Source organism: Candidatus Polarisedimenticolia bacterium (assembly GCA_036001465.1).
Taxonomy (GTDB): Bacteria; Acidobacteriota; Polarisedimenticolia; order Gp22-AA2; family Gp22-AA2; genus Gp22-AA3.
This window is the reverse complement of record DASYUH010000087.1, coordinates 1-16,963: the sequence shown is the minus strand read 5'-3', so window position 1 is coordinate 16,963 and position 16,963 is coordinate 1. Positions and strand designations below refer to the sequence as shown.

Here is a 16,963-nt window from a genome sequence, read left to right as displayed (position 1 = left end):
TCCCGCCGATTCCTGTTGACACGCCTTCCACGCGGCGGCACTCATGTCCTCGGTGCCGACCGTCCCTCCCGTTACGCTGTCCGGCCTCACGGCAAGCGCCGGCCGCATCTTCGCCGCATCACGCCGCCCGCCTCCACCCATTGCGTCCATGCGGCGTTCGTGATACAGGAAACGGCAAGGAGGACAAGACCATGTTCCCATCGAGGCGCTCAATGGCACGATTCGCCGTCGTTGTACTGATTCTCGCCGCGATGTCTCCCGCGGCCGGTTTGAAGTCGGGTAGCACGCCCTACAAGTCGGCTCTCTCGATCTTCGGTGCGAGCATGGCGCACGCTGCGCCCGGATGCTCCATGCAGATTTGCGATAAGCCCAAGGGAAGCAAGCCCGCAGCGTGCCTCGCGACTTCTCTGACTTATAACTGTTCCAAGAGCGGCGGGCACTGCACCTCCACGGCCTGTTGACCGCCCGAGGGAGCTGGAATGCGGAGGAGCGTGCTGCGAGCACCCCGTGCGCGAGACCTATGGACAGACCATCACGTGTTACAGCCGGTATCCAACCAGCGTCCCCGGCGAAGTCTGCAGGAAGAGCATGCCGGCGACGTCGTCCACGGCGTACACCGGCTCGCGCTCCTTGCCCAGATCCACTAGCGCCCGAGGCTGCGCGGTGTCCTTGGCGACCTGAAGCAGCACGTTGCCTTTCCCCTCGGGCGCCGGCGTCAACATGAAGACCGATCCCGGGACGGTGAGCGACGCCCGGAAGCGCTTTGAGGCGAGCGCCGCCGCCTGGCGCGAATAGCCGGTGAGCTCTGCTCCGCCCTGCGTGAATGCCGTCGCCAGCTCCCCGGCGGCGCGTTGCGTGTTGGAATCCGTGGCGGTGCGCGATGCCTGGGCGAAGGCGTCGCCGTAAGCCGAGGCGGCGGCGCCGTACAGTCCGGCCCGCACGGCTTCGATCCCGTAGAGCGCGCGCAGCAGCCCCGGAAGCCGCGGCGCCGGGTAATAGGTCTGATGCTTCACCTGCCCATCCCGCGCCACGACCACGAGGTTCTGCGGCGCGATGAGGATGAGCCCCGAGGGCCGGATCTCCATGTCGGTCGGATCTTCGCCCCCCTGCATCTCGATCTCGCCGCCGAGCGCCTTGAAGGTGCCGCTGTCGCGATCGACGGCGTACAGCCGGTGGTCGCGGCTGGCGAACACATAGAGCGTTCGTCCTTCCACGGCATGATGCAGGGAGTAGCGCGCGGCGTTGTAGTCGCCCGAGCTCAACGGCCTGCCGCTCTCGATGGCGTCCTTGAAGCGGGGCTCGCCGCTCGCGAGATCGATGATGTTCACCTCGGCATTGGTCGCGGCGTCGGGCCGCGAGATGTAGAGCAACCCTGCAGGCGTGAGCTCGGCGTAGTCGAGCCGGCCCTTGATCTTCACATCCTTTTTCAGGCGCACGGTGGCCGTCGCCACGTCCAGCACGTTCACGAACGTGCGCGACTCGGCGTCCACCGCGAGCACGACCGAGCCACCGGCGATCATCGCGTCCATCACGGTGCCGCGCATGCGCAGCGGCTTGGCGGCGATCGTTGTCCCATCTTCGTAGCGCGCGACGTTCAGCCCCGTCTGCACAATACCGTTCACGATCCGCACGCTGCCCGTCGCCTCGCCTGCCGGGGGTGATTCCGGGAGGATGACGATGCCATCCGGGTGCTGCACGATGTCGTGCACCCAGCCCTCCACCAGCGCGGGCCTGGCCCAGAGCGCCCGGCCGTCGGCGAGGGCGTAGGCCATGAGCCGGTCGTCGAAGCTCACGTACAGGCGATCGTGCTTCTTGCGCGACGGGTAGAGCCGCACGTGCCGCGCGGGGTTGCCGGCGCGGGCGGTGGGCAGCACGGCGGACCAGCGCACAGTGCCGGTGCGCGCGTCGAGCGCCCGCAGTCCCGTCAGCGTGTGCACGACGATCATGTCCGGCCCCGCCTGCAGGATCTCCAGCGCGGTGGATCCCGAGGCCGCGCGAACCACGTTCTGCATGAGCCCGGCCAACCCGGTTCGCCTGGGCTCGCCTTGCTGGAAGAGCGATTCACTGGCCCAGCGCTGCGTGCCGGCCGAGAGATCGTACAGCGCCACGATCGGCGGTCCCGCCGCGCGCCGACCGTGGACGAGCAGGGTGCCGCTCTGCGGCAGCACACGACGGGTGGTGACCTGGGTCACGTTCAGGCGCCGGGAATCGAAGACGACCGCGCCGGTCACCGGGTCGAAGACGAGCAGCAATCCCGGACGCTCCGCCTCGATGAGGAGCGACCCCTCGATCGTGCGGACGCTGTCGGCCGGCAGCCCGCCGAGCTCGGGCTTCTCCCACGCGATCTGCCCGCGCTCGATATCGACGGCCGCGAGCGCGGCGTCGGTCGAGACGAGGAGCGCGCCCGCCGGCGTGACCTGCTGCCAGCGGATGTCTCCCTTCACCTTGAGCGTCCACGCCGGGGTCGCTCCGGACGGAGCGGGCGCAACGGCCTGGGCATGGGCCGCCGCGCAGACCGCGGCGACCAGCGAGAGCGACAGGAGCGTGCGACGAACGGATGCGGCGGCCATGGCGATCCTCCCGTGGACCTGGTGGTGACATCGGTCCACCCCAAACAAGTTGGTGGCCGGCCTGCGCAAGTGCAAGCTTCGGTGTTCATCCCCCGACTCACCGTCAAGATGGTGACGCCGCATGCGCGACTGTCGGGCGCGGCGCCATCCCGCCTGCGGATCGCGGCGCCGAAGAATGCGCGCGTGAGAACGGTTCCGTCTCGGAGTATGATCACCACAGAGAACGCGAATGCTCCGAGCGGAAGTTCCAACCAGTGCAGGTTCGTTCACACTGGCTCCGGGCGTCCGTAGAGCGCGTCCCCCTCGAAGGTCCTCGTGAAGAGCGGCGATCGCGGCGAAGTCGGCGAATGAACGCGCCGGCCGCCGCGATGCTGCGCCGGATGCTCGTCGAGGCCGCCGTGTTCGGCGCGCTGGCGGTCGCGTCCACCTGGCCGCTCGTGTTGCGCTTGGGGGACACGGTGCCGTTCGGTGGCGACCGCGCCCCGACGGTGGCGTTCTTCTGCTTGTGGGAGCTGGGCTGGAACCTCGACCGGCTGCCCCATCTCTTCGCCGGCTATTGGAACGCCCCGATCCTCTACCCTGCGCCCTATACGTTCGCGCTGTCCGAGCCGATGCCTCTGCAAGGGATCGCCGCGGCGCCTGTGACCTTCGCGGGCGGTTCGCTGGTGACGGCCTACAACGTGGTGCTCCTTGCCTCTCTCGTGGCCACAGGGTTGGCGGGCAGCCGGCTGCTGCAGCGCCTGGGCAGGCCCTGGCCGGTCGCGCTGGCGGGCGGCGCCATGCTGGTGATGCTGCCGCCGGTGCACGCGAACCTCGACGTGCTGCCGCTGGTGACTTTGGCCGGCGTCCTCGCGACGCTGGCGGCGGTCGAGCGCTTCGGGGGCGAGCCCGGGCTGCGGCGCGGCCTCGCGCTCGGCGTGGCGCTCGGCGTGACGTACGTGCTGTGCGGCCAGTACGGTGTCCTGGTGGCCGTCGTGCTGCTCCTGGCCGGCTGGGCGCTGTGCGATCGCCGGGTGTGGTCCCGGCGGGCGGTGGCAGGCCTCGCCGCGGGCGGGCTCGCGTTCGCGGTCCTCATCGCCCCGCTGGCCGCCGGTCAGATCGCCGCGCGAAAGGCGCACGCGCTGTCGCGCCCGGCCGTCCATTTGGAAAGGCTCTCGGCCGGCGCCGAGCGCTACGCGCGCGTGGCGTGGCCGCAGCTCGTCCCGCTTCCCGGCGTTCGCGTGCCCGACAACGGACATCGCGCGTATTTCGTCGGAACGCTGAAGCTGCTGCTGGGCCTGGCAGCCATCCGCTGGTCGCGCGATCGGCGGTGGACGCGCTTCTGCCTGATGTTCGCGGGCGCCGCCCTGGTCGTCAGCTTCGGCCCGCGCGCTCACCTCGGGCCCGTCTCACTTCACGCACTGCTGTCCGCCGTTGTTCCCGGCTTCGGAGAGGTTCGCAACCTGCATCGGGCCGGCTTCTTCGTGGACCTGGCCCTCGTGTTGCTGGCGGCCGACGGCCTGTGGATGCTCGGTGAGCGCCTGCGCGGCATGCGATGGAGAGCGAAGTGGCACCGGCCGGCGCTCCTGGCCGCGCTGGCCTGCGCGTCCGTGATCGAGATCTGGCCGCGCGACCAGGGCTTTGCGGCGCCCCCGCGAACGGAGGACCATCGTGGCTGGCTGGACATCGTCGCTCGCATCGCTCCAGCCGGCCCCGCCGTCTATATTCCCTTCCCCGCGAGCCTCGACTTCGCCGATCACGTCGCGGTCACCGAGCAGATGCTGCTGGCGCGCGCCCATGGGCGGCCGCTCTTGAACGGCTACTCGGGCTTTTTCCCCACGCGTTACTACGATCTGTGGCGGCGCTGCCTGGCGTTCCCCGAGGCCGCTTGCCTGGACGGGCTCGAGACCGCGGGCGCCCGCGTCGTCCTCGTCTCGCGGCGCCACCTCGAGCGCGGGCGCGTGCTCTCCGGCCCCGGCGGCGGGCGGCTGCGCTGGCTGGGGGGCGACGACCGGGCCGGCGTCGACGTCTACGAGCTCCTCCGTCGGGCTGGTGGAGAGGGGCCATGAAGCCAGTTCGGGCGGCCCAGGGAGATTGCGTGTCACGGACAGCCGCGCCACGTCGCGATATCGTTTGCGAGGACGTCGCCGACCTGGGTGAAGCTGCCGCCGACGAACAGCGATTCCTGAACGCCGTCGTTGAAGACCGCCAGCGCGTCGACCGCCGGGATCCCGCCGGGGCCGCCGCTGACACCGCCGTCCAGCCCCGACCATGCGGTCCCGTCCCATCGGGCGATTCTCCCGACGGCGAGGCCTCCCGCGCTGGTGAACTGGCCGCCGACGTACAGCGCCTTTCCGGATCCGTCGTCGAAGACCGCCATCGCCCGCGCCGTCGCCGGAATGCCGCCATAGAACAGGCCGCCTCCGACGCCGGACCAGGCTTTTCCGTCCCACCGGGCGATGGTGACGGTGCTGATTCCCTTCGGCCTGCCGGCCGTGGCCAGGATGCCACCGGCGTACAGCTCCGGCCCGGCGCCGGCGTCGAACACTTCCAGGGCGCGGACCTCGGAAAGATCGGGTCCGTAGCCGAACAATCCGCCGCCGACCGCGGACCACACGCGGCCGTTCCAGCGGGCGATGTTGTTGGCCGAGACGCGGCCTGCGAAGAGAAAGCTCCCGCCGACGAACAGGGCGGGACGGCCGCGCTCCTGGTATACCTTCAGCGCCAGGACGTATCCGTTGACGCCTCCGTTATCGAGCGCGGACCAGGAGGTCCCGTCCCATCTGGCGACTCCCAGCGCGACCGTCCCTCCCGCCGCGGTGAACAGTCCGCCGGCGTATAACGCCGGACCATCCGGCCCGTCGAAGGTCGCGAGGGCCCGGACTTCGCCGTTGAGGCCATCCCCGAGCGGCGACCACTGCCGTCCGTCCCACCGGGCGATGCGGTTGGCCGGGACCCCGCCCGCCTCGAGGAAGTTCCCTGCGGCATACAGCGCCGGACCGCGGCCATCGTCGAAGACCGCCGTGGCGAGGACGGCCCCGTCGGTGCCGCCGCCCACCTCGGACCAGGATTGCCCGTCCCAGCGGGCGATGTGGGCGGCGGGGAGGCCGCCCGCCGTGAGGAAGAAACCGCCGGCGTACAGCCCCGCGCCGGACCCGTCGTCGAACTCCACCAGACTCCGGACTTCAGCCGGCATCCCCGGGGTCCCCACCAGCTGGCTCGCGTCCCAGTGCGGCAAGCAATCCTGGGCGCCTGCGGGAATCCGTGATGCGAGAACGAACAGCAAAGCACACGAGAGAGCGGTTCGCATGGCGACGCCTCCAAGTACCGGTCGGGCAGCCTGTTTCCTCGACTCCCCGAAGAGTACGCTCCGGCGGCCAAAATGCAACCTCGAGAATACGATATTCCGTCTCCCCCCCCCAGATCGGACCGCGGGAGCCCGGAGGTTCACCACCACGACCAGAATTCGACGCGGAAATAGCGCGCCAGCCGGCGTGTCAGGAGGTCGAGGACCGACCTCCGGCCGCAGATGATCTTCGCGGTCCCGGTCATCTCCGCCTTGAGGAGTTGGTCGGCGTTGTCCAGGGCCGTAGTGACGCGGACGACCTTGAGCCACGGCTGCCCTTCCGCCGACGCGACGGCCGGAGCGATGGCGGTCACCGTCCCCGAGAATGTCCGCCCCGCCAGCGCGCGCGCCTTCAGAAGGACGCTCTGACCCACGCGCACGTCGGCGATCTCCCTCTCGGGAATCTCGATCTCGGCCGTGACCGTGCTGAGCTCGAGAACCTTGGCGACCAGATCTCCCTTCTTCACGTACTGGCCGATCTTTTCCTTCATCCGGGGGGTGGCGACCACGCCGGCGTGCGGCGTCACGAGCCCCAGGAGGCGAATCTGCCCTTCGATATACTCGCGCTGCGTCTCCAGGCGGGCCACGGCCGCCTCGTTCGCCTCGACGTCGTCGCCGGCCCCCTTGAGTGCGGAACGGGACTCGTCCAGCTCCTTGCCCCTCACCGCGACCTGCTCCGCGGCTTCATCGAATTCCCTGGCCGACACCAGCCCCTGTTTGCTCAGGGTCTGCAGCCTGCGGTAGGCGACACGTCCGTATTTGAGACGTTCCTGACCCTTCTCGACGGCGGCCCCGGCGCTCACCCTCCTTTCCTGGAGCACCCGGAGCGTGGCCCGTCTTTCCTGGATTTCCGCCTCGGTCTTCTCGAGCTCCGCCCGCCAGTCACGGTCGGAGATGCGCGCGATCAGATCGCCCGGCCCGACTCGAGCCCCTTCCTCCACCGGCACCTCCTCGATGACGCCGTCCGTCAGGGCGACGATGTCGGCGTTCTGCGAAGGCATGATCTTGAACTCACCGGAGACCTTGAGGGGCATGCGCCCGAAGCAGGCGGCCGCGAAAACCGCCGCCAGGAGAAGTGACGCTCTCACGGGACGGCGTTTCCAGATCGACGCGGCGCCGGTGGGCGCGAGCGCGGCGACCGGCCGGGACAGGAGCCGGCGAAGGGGGTTGCGAAAGAGGATCGCGACGATCGCGGCGAAGATGAGGAACCCGATACCCTGGTAACGCGCCACGAGGCGATCCTGGATGTGCAGCAGGATCAGCCCGAGCATCAGGAAGGAGAACACGGAAGCCAGCAGACCGTAGACGATGAAGATCCGTTTCTCGCGCGGCGTCGCGTTGCCCGTCCCCGAGGGCGGGCGGCCCCACAGCCGCCCGAAGAAGTTCCCGAGATACGCGAACGCCTTGGACCTGAGGTTCGGGACGTCCAGGAAATCGCTCAGGAGGTAGTAGCCGTCCAGCTTGATCAACGGATTGAGGTTGAACAGGCACTTCACTCCCGAGGTCGCCATCACGACCAGGGCCGCCAGGTGCAACCACGTGTCCGGCTCCGTGATGCGCCAAGTCACCGTCGCCAGGGCCCACAGGAACAGCTCGAAGAACGCTCCGGAGAAAGTGACCCAGAGCCTCTTCGCCTTCTGCGGAAAGAGCCAGGCATCGCTGACGTTGCAGTAGAACGCGAGCTGCAGGTAGATCAGCATGACCCCCACCTCGTGCACGCCGCCGCCGAACCGTTTGCACGTGATTCCGTGAGCCGATTCGTGCAGGATTGTGACTGCGAACACCATCAACCAGGCGAACAGAAGGACCGGCGGCTGCAGGAGCCGGCCGAGATCCTGGGCGAGCTCCTGAGTGTGCGCGACGCTCCACCCGATCGTGGCGAGGATCAGGACCGTCGCGCTCAGCAGGAAGGCCGGTGTGAAGAAGAACCCGAGTCTCGGGGCGAGAGCGCCGAAGAGCCGATCCGGATCGCAGACCTTGACCCTCAGATAGAGGGGATTGCCGCGGATCCTGCCGCGGCTTTCCGCGGGCCGGCCCGTTCCCGTCTCCAGCCCCGCGATGAGGCCGAGCGATCGGATCCTGTCGATGAACCGCTCGACCGCGCCGGGAGGCACCGCGGCGGCGCACTCCGTTTCCAGCTTCGCGCGGATGGTCCCGGGGTCGGCCGCGCTCTCGAGGTGCTTGAGGATGAAAAACTCGGCTTCGCGGAATCGGAAGAACCGGCCCGTCGAAGGATCCTTGACGATGTGGAAGAGCCCTTCGGGCGTCTCCTGGGTGCTGAAGACGAGGTCGTCTCTGAGCCGCGCGGGTTGCATCTCCATGATCGCCTCGCGTCCCGCGCCGGCCACCGCCTCAACCGCCCGGTGGCCGGCCACGGGGCCGGATTACCAAGCCTGCTCCTACGGGTTGGCGCTCCCTTCCGGGTTCGCGCTTCCCTCGGGATTGGCGCTGCCCGAGGGATTCTGCCCGGCGTTGCACTGATTCCCGGGCTGGCCGTCGTACCCTCCGGTGCCCGTGACGCTCGGCGCGATCCGCTCCTCCAGGACTTCGATCGTCAATTCCATTCTCCGTCACCTCCCTTGGCGACCACCCGGCACGACGGCCGGGCGGCATGATGCGGGCGGCGGCCCGCCGCGCGTCGCGACGAGCCGTCGCCCTTCTGCTTCAGTTGCCGTGCGAGTCCGCCGTGTGGCTCGACGGCTGCGGCGAGGAACCGTTGGATACTTCGTTCCCGGGATTTCCGTTGCTCTCGCCGGGAACACCGTTGATGCTGTCGGGCGCGATCCGTTCCTCGAGTTCTTCGACTTTCAGATCGTGAAGATCCATCGTGTCTCTCCTTTCTTGCTCCACGGTCATTCGTCAGAATTCGCTGGAAGCGTTGCGCGCTTCAGGGAGTCGAAACCTGACCGCCCGTGCCCTCGTTGCCCGGATTGTTCGTGTTGTTGAGCGGCGGGTTGTTGTTGCCCGGGTTGCCGAGACCGCTCGGCGCGATCCGCTCCTCGAGCACCTCGATCTCGAGATGGATCTTCTTCGCCATTCGAATCACCTCCTTTCACCTGCTGGCAGCCTAGACCCGACCGGAAGCGCCGCCTATCCGGAGATCTCCTGAATCGCGACGAGGGGAACCACGGAACGAGGCTCGATAGGAGCGCGCGGGTGCTGGTGACCGCCCCACCCGCCGGAGGGCGATCGGGACCGGGCCGGACCGCGGTCCACCCAGTGAAACCGCCCTGACCCCTCCGGGGTCCCGAATGCGTACTATTCGGCATGGTGCCAAACATGCAGTCCGCCACCCCGTCCATTGCCCTCGGCTCCGGCCCCACGCCCGCGCACGCCTCCCGGCGTGCCGCCCCTGCCGCGGCCGCCGCGCGCGTCGCGCTCGCGGTGCTCTCCCTCTCCGCCGCCGCGGCGCCCGCGCTCGCCGCCGACGCCTGGGGCGGCACCAAAAGGATGGTCTCCGCCCGGGCGTACTTCACGCTGACCACCCTCGCCGACGGACGGGCGCTCGCGACCGGCGGCAGGGACGGCCCGCAGACGACGACGGCGACCGCCGAGGCGTACGACCCGGCGTCGCGCTCGTGGGCGGCGACCGGCAGCCTGGCGTCGGCGCGGTCCGAGCACACGGCGACCCTCCTGGCCGACGGGCGGGTGCTGGTCACGGGCGGGTTCAACAGCGCGCTTCCTGGTCGCTACGCCACCGTCGAGCTGTACGACCCGGCGAGCGGCTCCTGGTCGCCGGGGGCGAGCATGGTCGCGGCGCGCAACGGGCACGCCGCCGTGCGGCTCCTCGACGGGCGCGTCCTGGTGTGCGGCGGCAACGGCAACACCGGTCAGCTCGCGTCGTCGGAGGTGTACGACCCGGCGACCGGGCTGTGGCAGTCGGTCGGGAACATGGCGACGGCGCGCACCTACCACCGCGCCGTCCTGCTCGACGACGGCCGGGTCCTGGTCTCCGGCGGCCCCGGGGCGGGAATCCCTCTGGCCTCGGCGGAGGTGTTCAACCCAACCACCGGCACATGGTCCGCCGCGGGGACGATGGCCAACGGCCGCTACCACCACGCCATGACGCTCCTGGCCGACGGGCGGGTCCTGGTCGCGGGGGGCTACGGGCAGGGGGCGCCCCTGCAGTCCGCCGAGATCTACGACCCGGCGACGAACCAGTGGTCCCCGACCGGCGGGTTGGGGACGGCGTGCTACGGCCTGACCGCGACGCTGCGGCCGGACGGCCGGGTGCTCGCCGCCGGCGGTGCGCCGATCAGCGGCCCGCCGCTGGCGACGACGCTGCTGTACGACCCGGCGACCGGCGCGTGGTCGCCGGCGGGCAGCCTGGGCGGCGGCCGGGCCGATCACGCCGCGACGCTCCTCGCCGACGGCTCGGTCCTGGCCGCCGGCGGCCGATTCGAGGCCACCGCGGACCTGTATGGCGCGTTTCCCGAGTCGTGGTCGCCGGCCGCCAACATGGCGGCCGACCGTTCGTACCACACCGCGACGCTCCTCGGCACGGGCGACGTCCTCGTCGCAGGCGGCGACAGCGCGCTCCTCGGCGGCACCACCGCCGCTGCCGAGAGGTACACGCCCTCGAGCAACGGCTGGACGGCGGCGGGGGACATGACCGAGGGGCGGATGTCGCACGCCGCGACGCGGCTCGCCGACGGGCGGGTGCTGGTCACGGGCGGGTACAGCGACGCGGCGGGGACCTCGATCGCGGACGCACGCCTGTTCAGCCCCGCCGCCGGGCACTGGTCGGCCGCCGGGCCGATGTCCGAGGCGCGCGACTCGCACACGTCGACCCTCCTCGACGACGGCCGCGTCCTCGTCGCCGCCGGGCTCGATCAGGGGCCGTACGTCTCGCTCACCGGGTCGGAGCTGTATGCGCCGGCGGCCGGGGCCTGGGCGCCGACCGGCAGCCTCGCCACCGGCCGCGATTCCCACACCGCGACGCTCCTCCTGGACGGCAAGATCCTGGTGACCGGCGGCTGGGACGAGACGACCTTCGAGCCGCTCGCCAGCGCCGAGATCTACGACCCGAAAACCGGGGCGTGGAGCCCGACCGGCTCCATGGCCATCGCGCGCGCCGGGCACACCGCCACGCTCCTGTACGACGGCCACGTGCTGATCGTCGGCGGGTATGGAGAGTCCGACGTTCTCAGGACCGCCGAGGTCTACGAGCCGGCGAACGACGGGTTCGCCTCCGCCGGCTCGACGATTTGGCCGCGCGTCCGGCATACCGCGACGCTCCTGCTCGACGGCCGCGTGCTGCTTGCCGGTGGGCACAGCGGCAGCGGGCGGATGGCGAGCGCCGAAATCTTCGACCCGATCGCGTACACCTGGACGCCGACGGCCAACCTGAGCGTCACGCGCGACGGGCACACGGCGACGACGTTACTGGACGCGCGGGTGCTGGTCGCCGGAGGGTTCAGCGGGAGCGCCAGCCTGCAGGGCGCCGAGATCCTCACGCTCCCGCCGGGGCCTCCGGGCCAGCCGCGCAACGTCGTCGCCGCGGCCGGCGATCAGATGGCGCTCGTGTCGTGGACGCCGCCCGCATGGAACGGCGGCAGCCCCGTCACCCAGTACACCGTCCAGGCGGAGCCCGGCGCCATCCAGATCGGGGTCAGCGCGTCGCTCACGACGGTGCCGCTCGACGGCCTGGTCAACGGGGTGCCGTACACCTTCACCGTGAGGGCGAGGAATGCACTGGGCGCGGGCCTGTGGTCGTATCCCTCGCACGTCGCCGTCCCGCAGGGGGGCGCCGCCGCGCCCGACGCGACGTCGGTCTCCCTGGGTCCGGCCGGCGGCACCGCGACGACCGACCCGGCGTCCGCCGGCCCCACCGCCGCCGATCCCGTCGAGACCACGGTCGCGGTGCCACCCGGCGCGGGCGGCGGCGAGGTGACGATCGCCGAGAGCACCGCGTCGGCGTCGGCGCCGTCCGGATATCAGTTCCTCGGCCAGCAAGTGGAGATCACCGCCACGGCGGGAACGACCGCCGCCAACCCGCTCGCGATCACCTTCACCATCGACGCGTCGCTGGTTGCCGGGCTGACGCCCGCGTCGATCGCCGTCTTCCGCTCGGAGGACGGCGGCGCGCCGGTGCTCGTGCCCGACTGCTCAGGCGTCCCGGGCGTCGCCTCGCCCGATCCGTGCGTCGCGTCGCGCGGCTACGTCGGGGGCACCGGCGACGTCGCCATCGCCGTGCTGACCTCGCGCGCGAGCCTTTGGAACCTCGCCGCCGCCGCGGGCGGCGGCTGCCCGGGGGCGTGCGACGACGGCGATCCGTGCACGGAAGACGTGTGCGACGAGGCGACGCACCAGTGCCGCTTCCCACCCGTGACCTGCGACGACGGCGACGCCTGCACGATCGATCTCTGCGGCGCCCTGGGGTGCACCCACACCGTTCCGGTGCCGGGCGCTCCCGACCCGATCCTGTTCACGAGCCAGGCGGTCCTGTCGTGGTCGGGGAGCGGGGGTGCGGGCGCCACCCATTCCAACACCTACCGCGGGACGATCCCGGCGCAGATGCTCGCCAGCCGGTTGCCCGGCGCCGTGTACGACACGATCTGCTTCGAGAGCGCCGACGCGGCGGGGGACGGGGCGCAGACGAGCACCGACCCGGCGGCGCCCGCTCCGGGGAGAGCGTTCTTCTACCTGGTCAGCGGAGAGTCCGACTGCGCCGAGAGCCCGCCCGGGTTCGCGTCGTCCGGAGTGGCGATCCCGAACGGGGCGCCGTGCCCGACCCCGCCCTGACCTGGCGCGGGGACCGAGAGAGTCCCGACCGCACGTGATCGAATCCCTCGAACTCGAGACTGGTTGGAAACCGGAATCGCGAGACTGCCCGGGTCATCTGAAGCCTCGCACCCCCACATCCTCGCCAAGCCCGACCCCTGACGGCGCATGCGCTCGCGACAGGGCCCGTTGACGGATCCTGCCGGCGCCCCCTAAAGTGGACTCGCAGCCAACCTGACTGGCCACAGGGGCACACGACCTATGCACACGCTGACCTTCCTGGAAGATCTCGCCGTCGTCATGATCGTCGCGGGTGTCGTGACGGTCGTCTTCCAGAAGCTGCGGCAGCCCGTGGTGCTCGGCTACATGATCGCCGGCATCATCATCGGGCCCCACACGCCTCCCTTTCCGCTGATCACCGACCAGAAGGCGATCGAGACTCTGGCGGAGCTGGGGATCATCTTCCTCATGTTCTCCCTCGGTCTCGAATTCAGCCTGCGTCGCCTGCGGCGCGTGGGCGTCGCCTCCCTGCTCGCGGCCCTGCTCGAGATCGTGATGATGCTGGGCGCCGGGTACGCGATAGGGCGGGCCTTCGGATGGAGCGAGATCGACAGCATGTTCCTGGGGGCCATGATCGCCATTTCCTCCACGACGATCATCGTCAAGGCCCTTCAGGAGCTCGGCCGGACGAAGGAAGAGGCCTCCCAGCTCATCTTCGGCATCCTGATCGTCGAGGACCTGGTCGGGATCGCCATGATTGCCTTCCTGACCGGCTTCGCCACGTCGGGGCGCGTCGATCCGGCGGAGATCCTGCTGACCATCGGCCGCCTGGCCGCCTTCGTGGGGATCCTGGTGCTTCCGGGTTTGCTGATCGTTCCGCTTCTGCTGAGCGCCATCGCCCGACTTCGGCGCGATGAGATGCTCCTCATCTCGGTGCTCGGTCTCTGTTTCGGCGTGTCGCTGCTCTCCGCCAAGCTCGGCTACAGCGTCGCTCTGGGCGCCTTCATCATCGGCGCGCTCATCGCGGAGTCCCGGGAGAGCGGCCGGGTGCAGGGCCTCACCGAGCCGATCCGTCACATGTTCAGCGCCGTGTTCTTCGTGGCGATCGGGCTGCTGATCGATCCCCGCCTGATCGGCACCCACGCCGTTCCCATCGTGGCCATCAGCCTGGCGATCGTGGTGGGGAAGGTCCTCACGTGCGCCCTGGGCGCCCTGCTCTGCGGGCGCGACATCCGGACGTCTCTGCGTGTGGGGATGGGGCTGGCGCAGATCGGCGAGTTCTCGTTCATCATCGCCGCCCTGGGCATCTCGCTGCGCGTGACGGGAGAGTTCCTCTACCCGATCGTGGTCTGCGTCTCGGCGATCACGACGTTTCTCACGCCGTACATGATGCGCTGGTCCGACCCGTTCGCCGGAGCGCTCCAACGCACCGCCCCGAGGAGCGTCCTCGCCGCCATCGAGCTCTATGGCACACACGTCCGGCGCCTGGGGGAGTCGACCGAACCTCCCGCCGGCGCCCGTCTGCTCCGCCGCCTCGCCCTGCGACTGCTCATGAACATGGGCATCATCATGGCCGTGTTCCTTTCGGCCCGGGCCGCCTGGCCGAAGATGAGTGTCTCGCTCGCGCGATTTCCAGACTGGCTCGGAGGGGAGCGGACGTTCCTCTGGGGATCGGCGCTCGTCCTGAGCCTGCCCGTTCTGGTGGTGGCGTTCCGCAACCTGAGGGCCCTGGGCACGGTCCTGGCCGGAATGAGCGTTCCCCGGCGCGAGCCCCACGAGCAGGCCGACACGAGCCGGGCGATCATCTCTACCACGGTGATTCTTGCCGGCAGCATCGGCATCACGATCGTCGTCCTGCTGCTCAGCTCCGCCATCCTCCCACCTTGGCCCGCGCTGGTGGCCCTGCTGCTGGTGCTCACGGGAGCCACGGTGTTCGCGTGGCGACCCGTCGCCGCACTCTACGAACGGGCCGCCCTGGCGTTCCATGCCCCCATCGACTCCATCGCCGCTCAGCATGGAGACCAGCCCGCACCGCTTTACGACCTGCCACACGAGATGGAACTCGAAAGAGTCTCGATCCCGGCCGCGGCGCGTGCGCTCGGTCGGCGCATCCGCGAGCTCGAGATCCGCAGCCGCACCGGGGCGAGCGTCGTCGCCATCGGGCGCGGAGGGCAGCGGGTCGTGAACCCCTCTCCCGACGAAGAGCTGCAGGCCGGTGACGACGTCTTCCTCCTGGGAGACGCCTTCCAGCGGAAGAGCGCCCGGGAACTTCTTGCAACGAGCACGCCGCCTCGATCGACCCCGGGTACCGGTGGCTGATTAGGCCGGCAGCCGCCCCTTGAGGTCCGCGGCCACGAACGGGCCAGGCTCTGCGATGAGCCGCCGGGCCGCGTCTACTTGCTCCCAGACGTTCCACAGGAGCACGCCTCTCACCCGGCCGGCTCTCAGATAGTAGATCACGCCCTCACGGTAGGGCTCTTTCCAGTCCGCCACCGTCTCCAAACGCGCGTCAACTTCACCGACGGCTTCGTATCCGAGCTCGAAGAGATCCGAATAAAACGACGGGAGGTGGTCATAAGAGACCGTCTCGCCCGCCATGGCCCGGCCTGCCATTCCGCCCATCGTATTGGCATTATCCTCGTGCTCGACGCGCAGCCACTGGCCCAGCGCGGGATTATGAAAGCTGGCCACGTCTCCCGCCGCGTAGATGTCCGGATGGCTGCTGCGCAGGGAAGCATCCACCCGAATGCCGTTTTCAACCTTCAGCCCGGCCGCCTGGGCGAGCTCGATGTTAGGCTGGACGCCGATCCCGGCCACTACGCCCTCGACCCGGACTTCCCGCTCGCTCCCGTCCTGAGCGTTGCGAATTCTCAGCATGGACCTTTCCTGGCGCGCTTCCATGCCGACCACGGACGTCCCGGCCAGGACCTCGACCCCCTTCTGGCTGTAGTAGTCGTTCAAGAATCTGGCGAGATCGGACGGAAACACACGGCTGCCGATGCCCTCGCCGGGAAAGGCGAGCACGACTTCCTTGCCGTTCATCGCCAGCGCGGCCGCCACCTCGGAGCCGATGAACCCGCCGCCAATGATCGCGAACCGTCGGCCCTGCTCCGTCAGGTCGCGCAGCCGTCGGTAATCGTCCAGGGTGCGAAAGTAGATGACCTGCTCGGCACCGAACGACAAACGGCGCGGTGTGGCGCCCATGGCCAGCAGCAGCTTGTCGAAGGTATGGACGGTCCCCTGGTCATCGGTGACCCCCTTGGTCTGGACATCCAGCTGCCGGGCTCGCCGCCCCAGGTGGAACGTCACACCCAGATCGTCGTTCTTGCGCCAGATGCTCTCCAGGGGCCTGTCTTTCCAAAGACCCTTGGACAGCGGCGGGCGGTTGTAGGGAGGATGCGGCTCGGAGCCGATCAGACCGATCGAGCCGCTGCGATCGCGCTCGCGGATTCCGTGGAGGGCGGCGTCCGCGGCCATGCCGCCCCCGACGATCAGGTATTTGGTGTTCGGCATGGTCCTCTGCCTCCTCGACCGGGAAACCGCGAGATCATAGCCCTCTAGAGGGACTTCAGGTATTCGATCAGGTCGTGCTTCTGCCCGTCGCTCAGTCCGAGCCGAAGAAATCCGTCATAGTGATTGACGACATCCCCGAGCGTCGCGAAACGGCCGTCATGGAAGAAGCCACCTTTCGTATGCGTCCACAGTCCCTTGAGCGGGGCGGTGCGGTAACGCCGGTCGGGCGCCCGCTCGGCCTGGAACGCATCGATGCCGATCTCTTCCGGGGTGTGCATGTTCCAGCCAGGCTCGGTGAACAACGGCGGAACGTGGCACGAAGCGCACCGACCCGGGCCGTTGAACACGACCCGGCCGCGCGTGGCAGCCTCGCGGTCAAAGCTGCCCTTGCGAGGTGAAGGAGCGGGGATCGCGAGTTGGTACAGGTGCAGGGGAGCGAGCTTTGGCGTGATCAGATCGGGATCGTTGCGCACGTTGCCGAATCCCGCCCGCGCCGCGACGGGGAACTGAACCGCGTCGTCGAGGCGCGGGTCGTAGAACGTCCCCTTTCCGTGCATCTCGAGGTTGGCGACGAAGGTGTTCCAGTACGTGACCGATCCATAGCCGGTCCATGTGTGCAGATTGACGCCGGCGAGGCCGAACGCCGGTGGGATCAGCGTTGCCGCGCTCCGGCCGTCGGGCTGGAACGCCTTGCCGTCGAGAAACAGCTCGGCGTCGAACTTGCCGGGCCCCCAGCTCGCGAGGACCGTCTGGACAGTCGCCTCGTCCACTCCCAGGAGATCGGCCACGGGCTTCAGGTTCGGTGAGAGACCTACGATGGCGCCCACATTGA

Annotated in this window: 11 protein-coding genes; 3 read left to right on the top strand and 8 right to left on the bottom strand. The window is 69.5% G+C overall.

The annotated features are described in order from the left end of the window. Positions 1-539: 539 nt before the first annotated feature. Entirely contained in the window at positions 540-2,444 is a 1,905-nt protein-coding gene (locus tag VGV60_15930; GenBank protein ID HEV8702760.1) for a PQQ-binding-like beta-propeller repeat protein, read from the bottom strand. Between the two features lie 473 nt (positions 2,445-2,917). On the opposite strand from VGV60_15930, the gene VGV60_15925 reads away from it, so the two are divergent. Continuing rightward, the gene (locus tag VGV60_15925) at positions 2,918-4,618 is read left to right on the top strand and encodes a hypothetical protein (GenBank protein HEV8702759.1); all 1,701 of its coding nucleotides are present in this window, start codon (positions 2,918-2,920) and stop codon (positions 4,616-4,618) included. A gap of 32 nt (positions 4,619-4,650) precedes the next feature. Here VGV60_15925 and VGV60_15920 read toward each other — a convergent pair whose 3' ends face one another. The 5 genes from VGV60_15920 to VGV60_15900 all read right to left on the bottom strand — a co-directional run bounded on the left by VGV60_15920 (position 4,651) and on the right by VGV60_15900 (position 8,932). After that, positions 4,651-5,745 carry a hypothetical protein gene (locus VGV60_15920; GenBank protein HEV8702758.1) on the bottom strand — a complete coding sequence of 365 codons (1,095 nt, stop codon included), beginning with the start codon at positions 5,743-5,745 and terminating at the stop codon, positions 4,651-4,653. A gap of 251 nt (positions 5,746-5,996) precedes the next feature. Beyond that, entirely contained in the window at positions 5,997-8,243 is a 2,247-nt protein-coding gene (locus VGV60_15915) for an efflux RND transporter periplasmic adaptor subunit (protein ID HEV8702757.1), read from the bottom strand. A 51-nt stretch (positions 8,244-8,294) separates the two neighbouring features. After that, a complete protein-coding gene (locus VGV60_15910) occupies positions 8,295-8,459 on the bottom strand; it encodes a hypothetical protein (protein ID HEV8702756.1) in 165 nt (54 codons plus the stop codon). 100 nt (positions 8,460-8,559) lie between these two features. Continuing rightward, positions 8,560-8,721 carry a hypothetical protein gene (locus VGV60_15905; protein ID HEV8702755.1) on the bottom strand — a complete coding sequence of 54 codons (162 nt, stop codon included), beginning with the start codon at positions 8,719-8,721 and terminating at the stop codon, positions 8,560-8,562. Positions 8,722-8,782: 61 nt separating this feature from the next. Continuing rightward, positions 8,783-8,932, bottom strand: coding sequence for a hypothetical protein (locus VGV60_15900; GenBank protein HEV8702754.1), 150 nt, complete (start codon positions 8,930-8,932; stop codon positions 8,783-8,785). 242 nt (positions 8,933-9,174) lie between these two features. On the opposite strand from VGV60_15900, the gene VGV60_15895 reads away from it, so the two are divergent. Together VGV60_15895 and VGV60_15890 are read left to right on the top strand one after the other, a co-directional pair. Next, positions 9,175-12,639, top strand: a complete 3,465-nt coding sequence (locus VGV60_15895) for a kelch repeat-containing protein (GenBank protein HEV8702753.1) — start codon at positions 9,175-9,177, stop codon at positions 12,637-12,639. A 240-nt stretch (positions 12,640-12,879) separates the two neighbouring features. Then, entirely contained in the window at positions 12,880-14,937 is a 2,058-nt protein-coding gene (locus tag VGV60_15890; protein HEV8702752.1) for a cation:proton antiporter, read from the top strand. Here the strand turns inward: VGV60_15890 and VGV60_15885 are convergent, their stop codons facing one another. Together VGV60_15885 and VGV60_15880 are read right to left on the bottom strand one after the other, a co-directional pair. Continuing rightward, a complete protein-coding gene (locus VGV60_15885; GenBank protein HEV8702751.1) occupies positions 14,938-16,131 on the bottom strand; it encodes an FAD-dependent oxidoreductase in 1,194 nt (397 codons plus the stop codon). It lies immediately after the preceding gene. Positions 16,132-16,175: 44 nt separating this feature from the next. Further along, positions 16,176-16,963 (bottom strand): hypothetical protein (locus VGV60_15880; protein HEV8702750.1); only part of this gene is annotated, 788 nt, incomplete at its 5' end.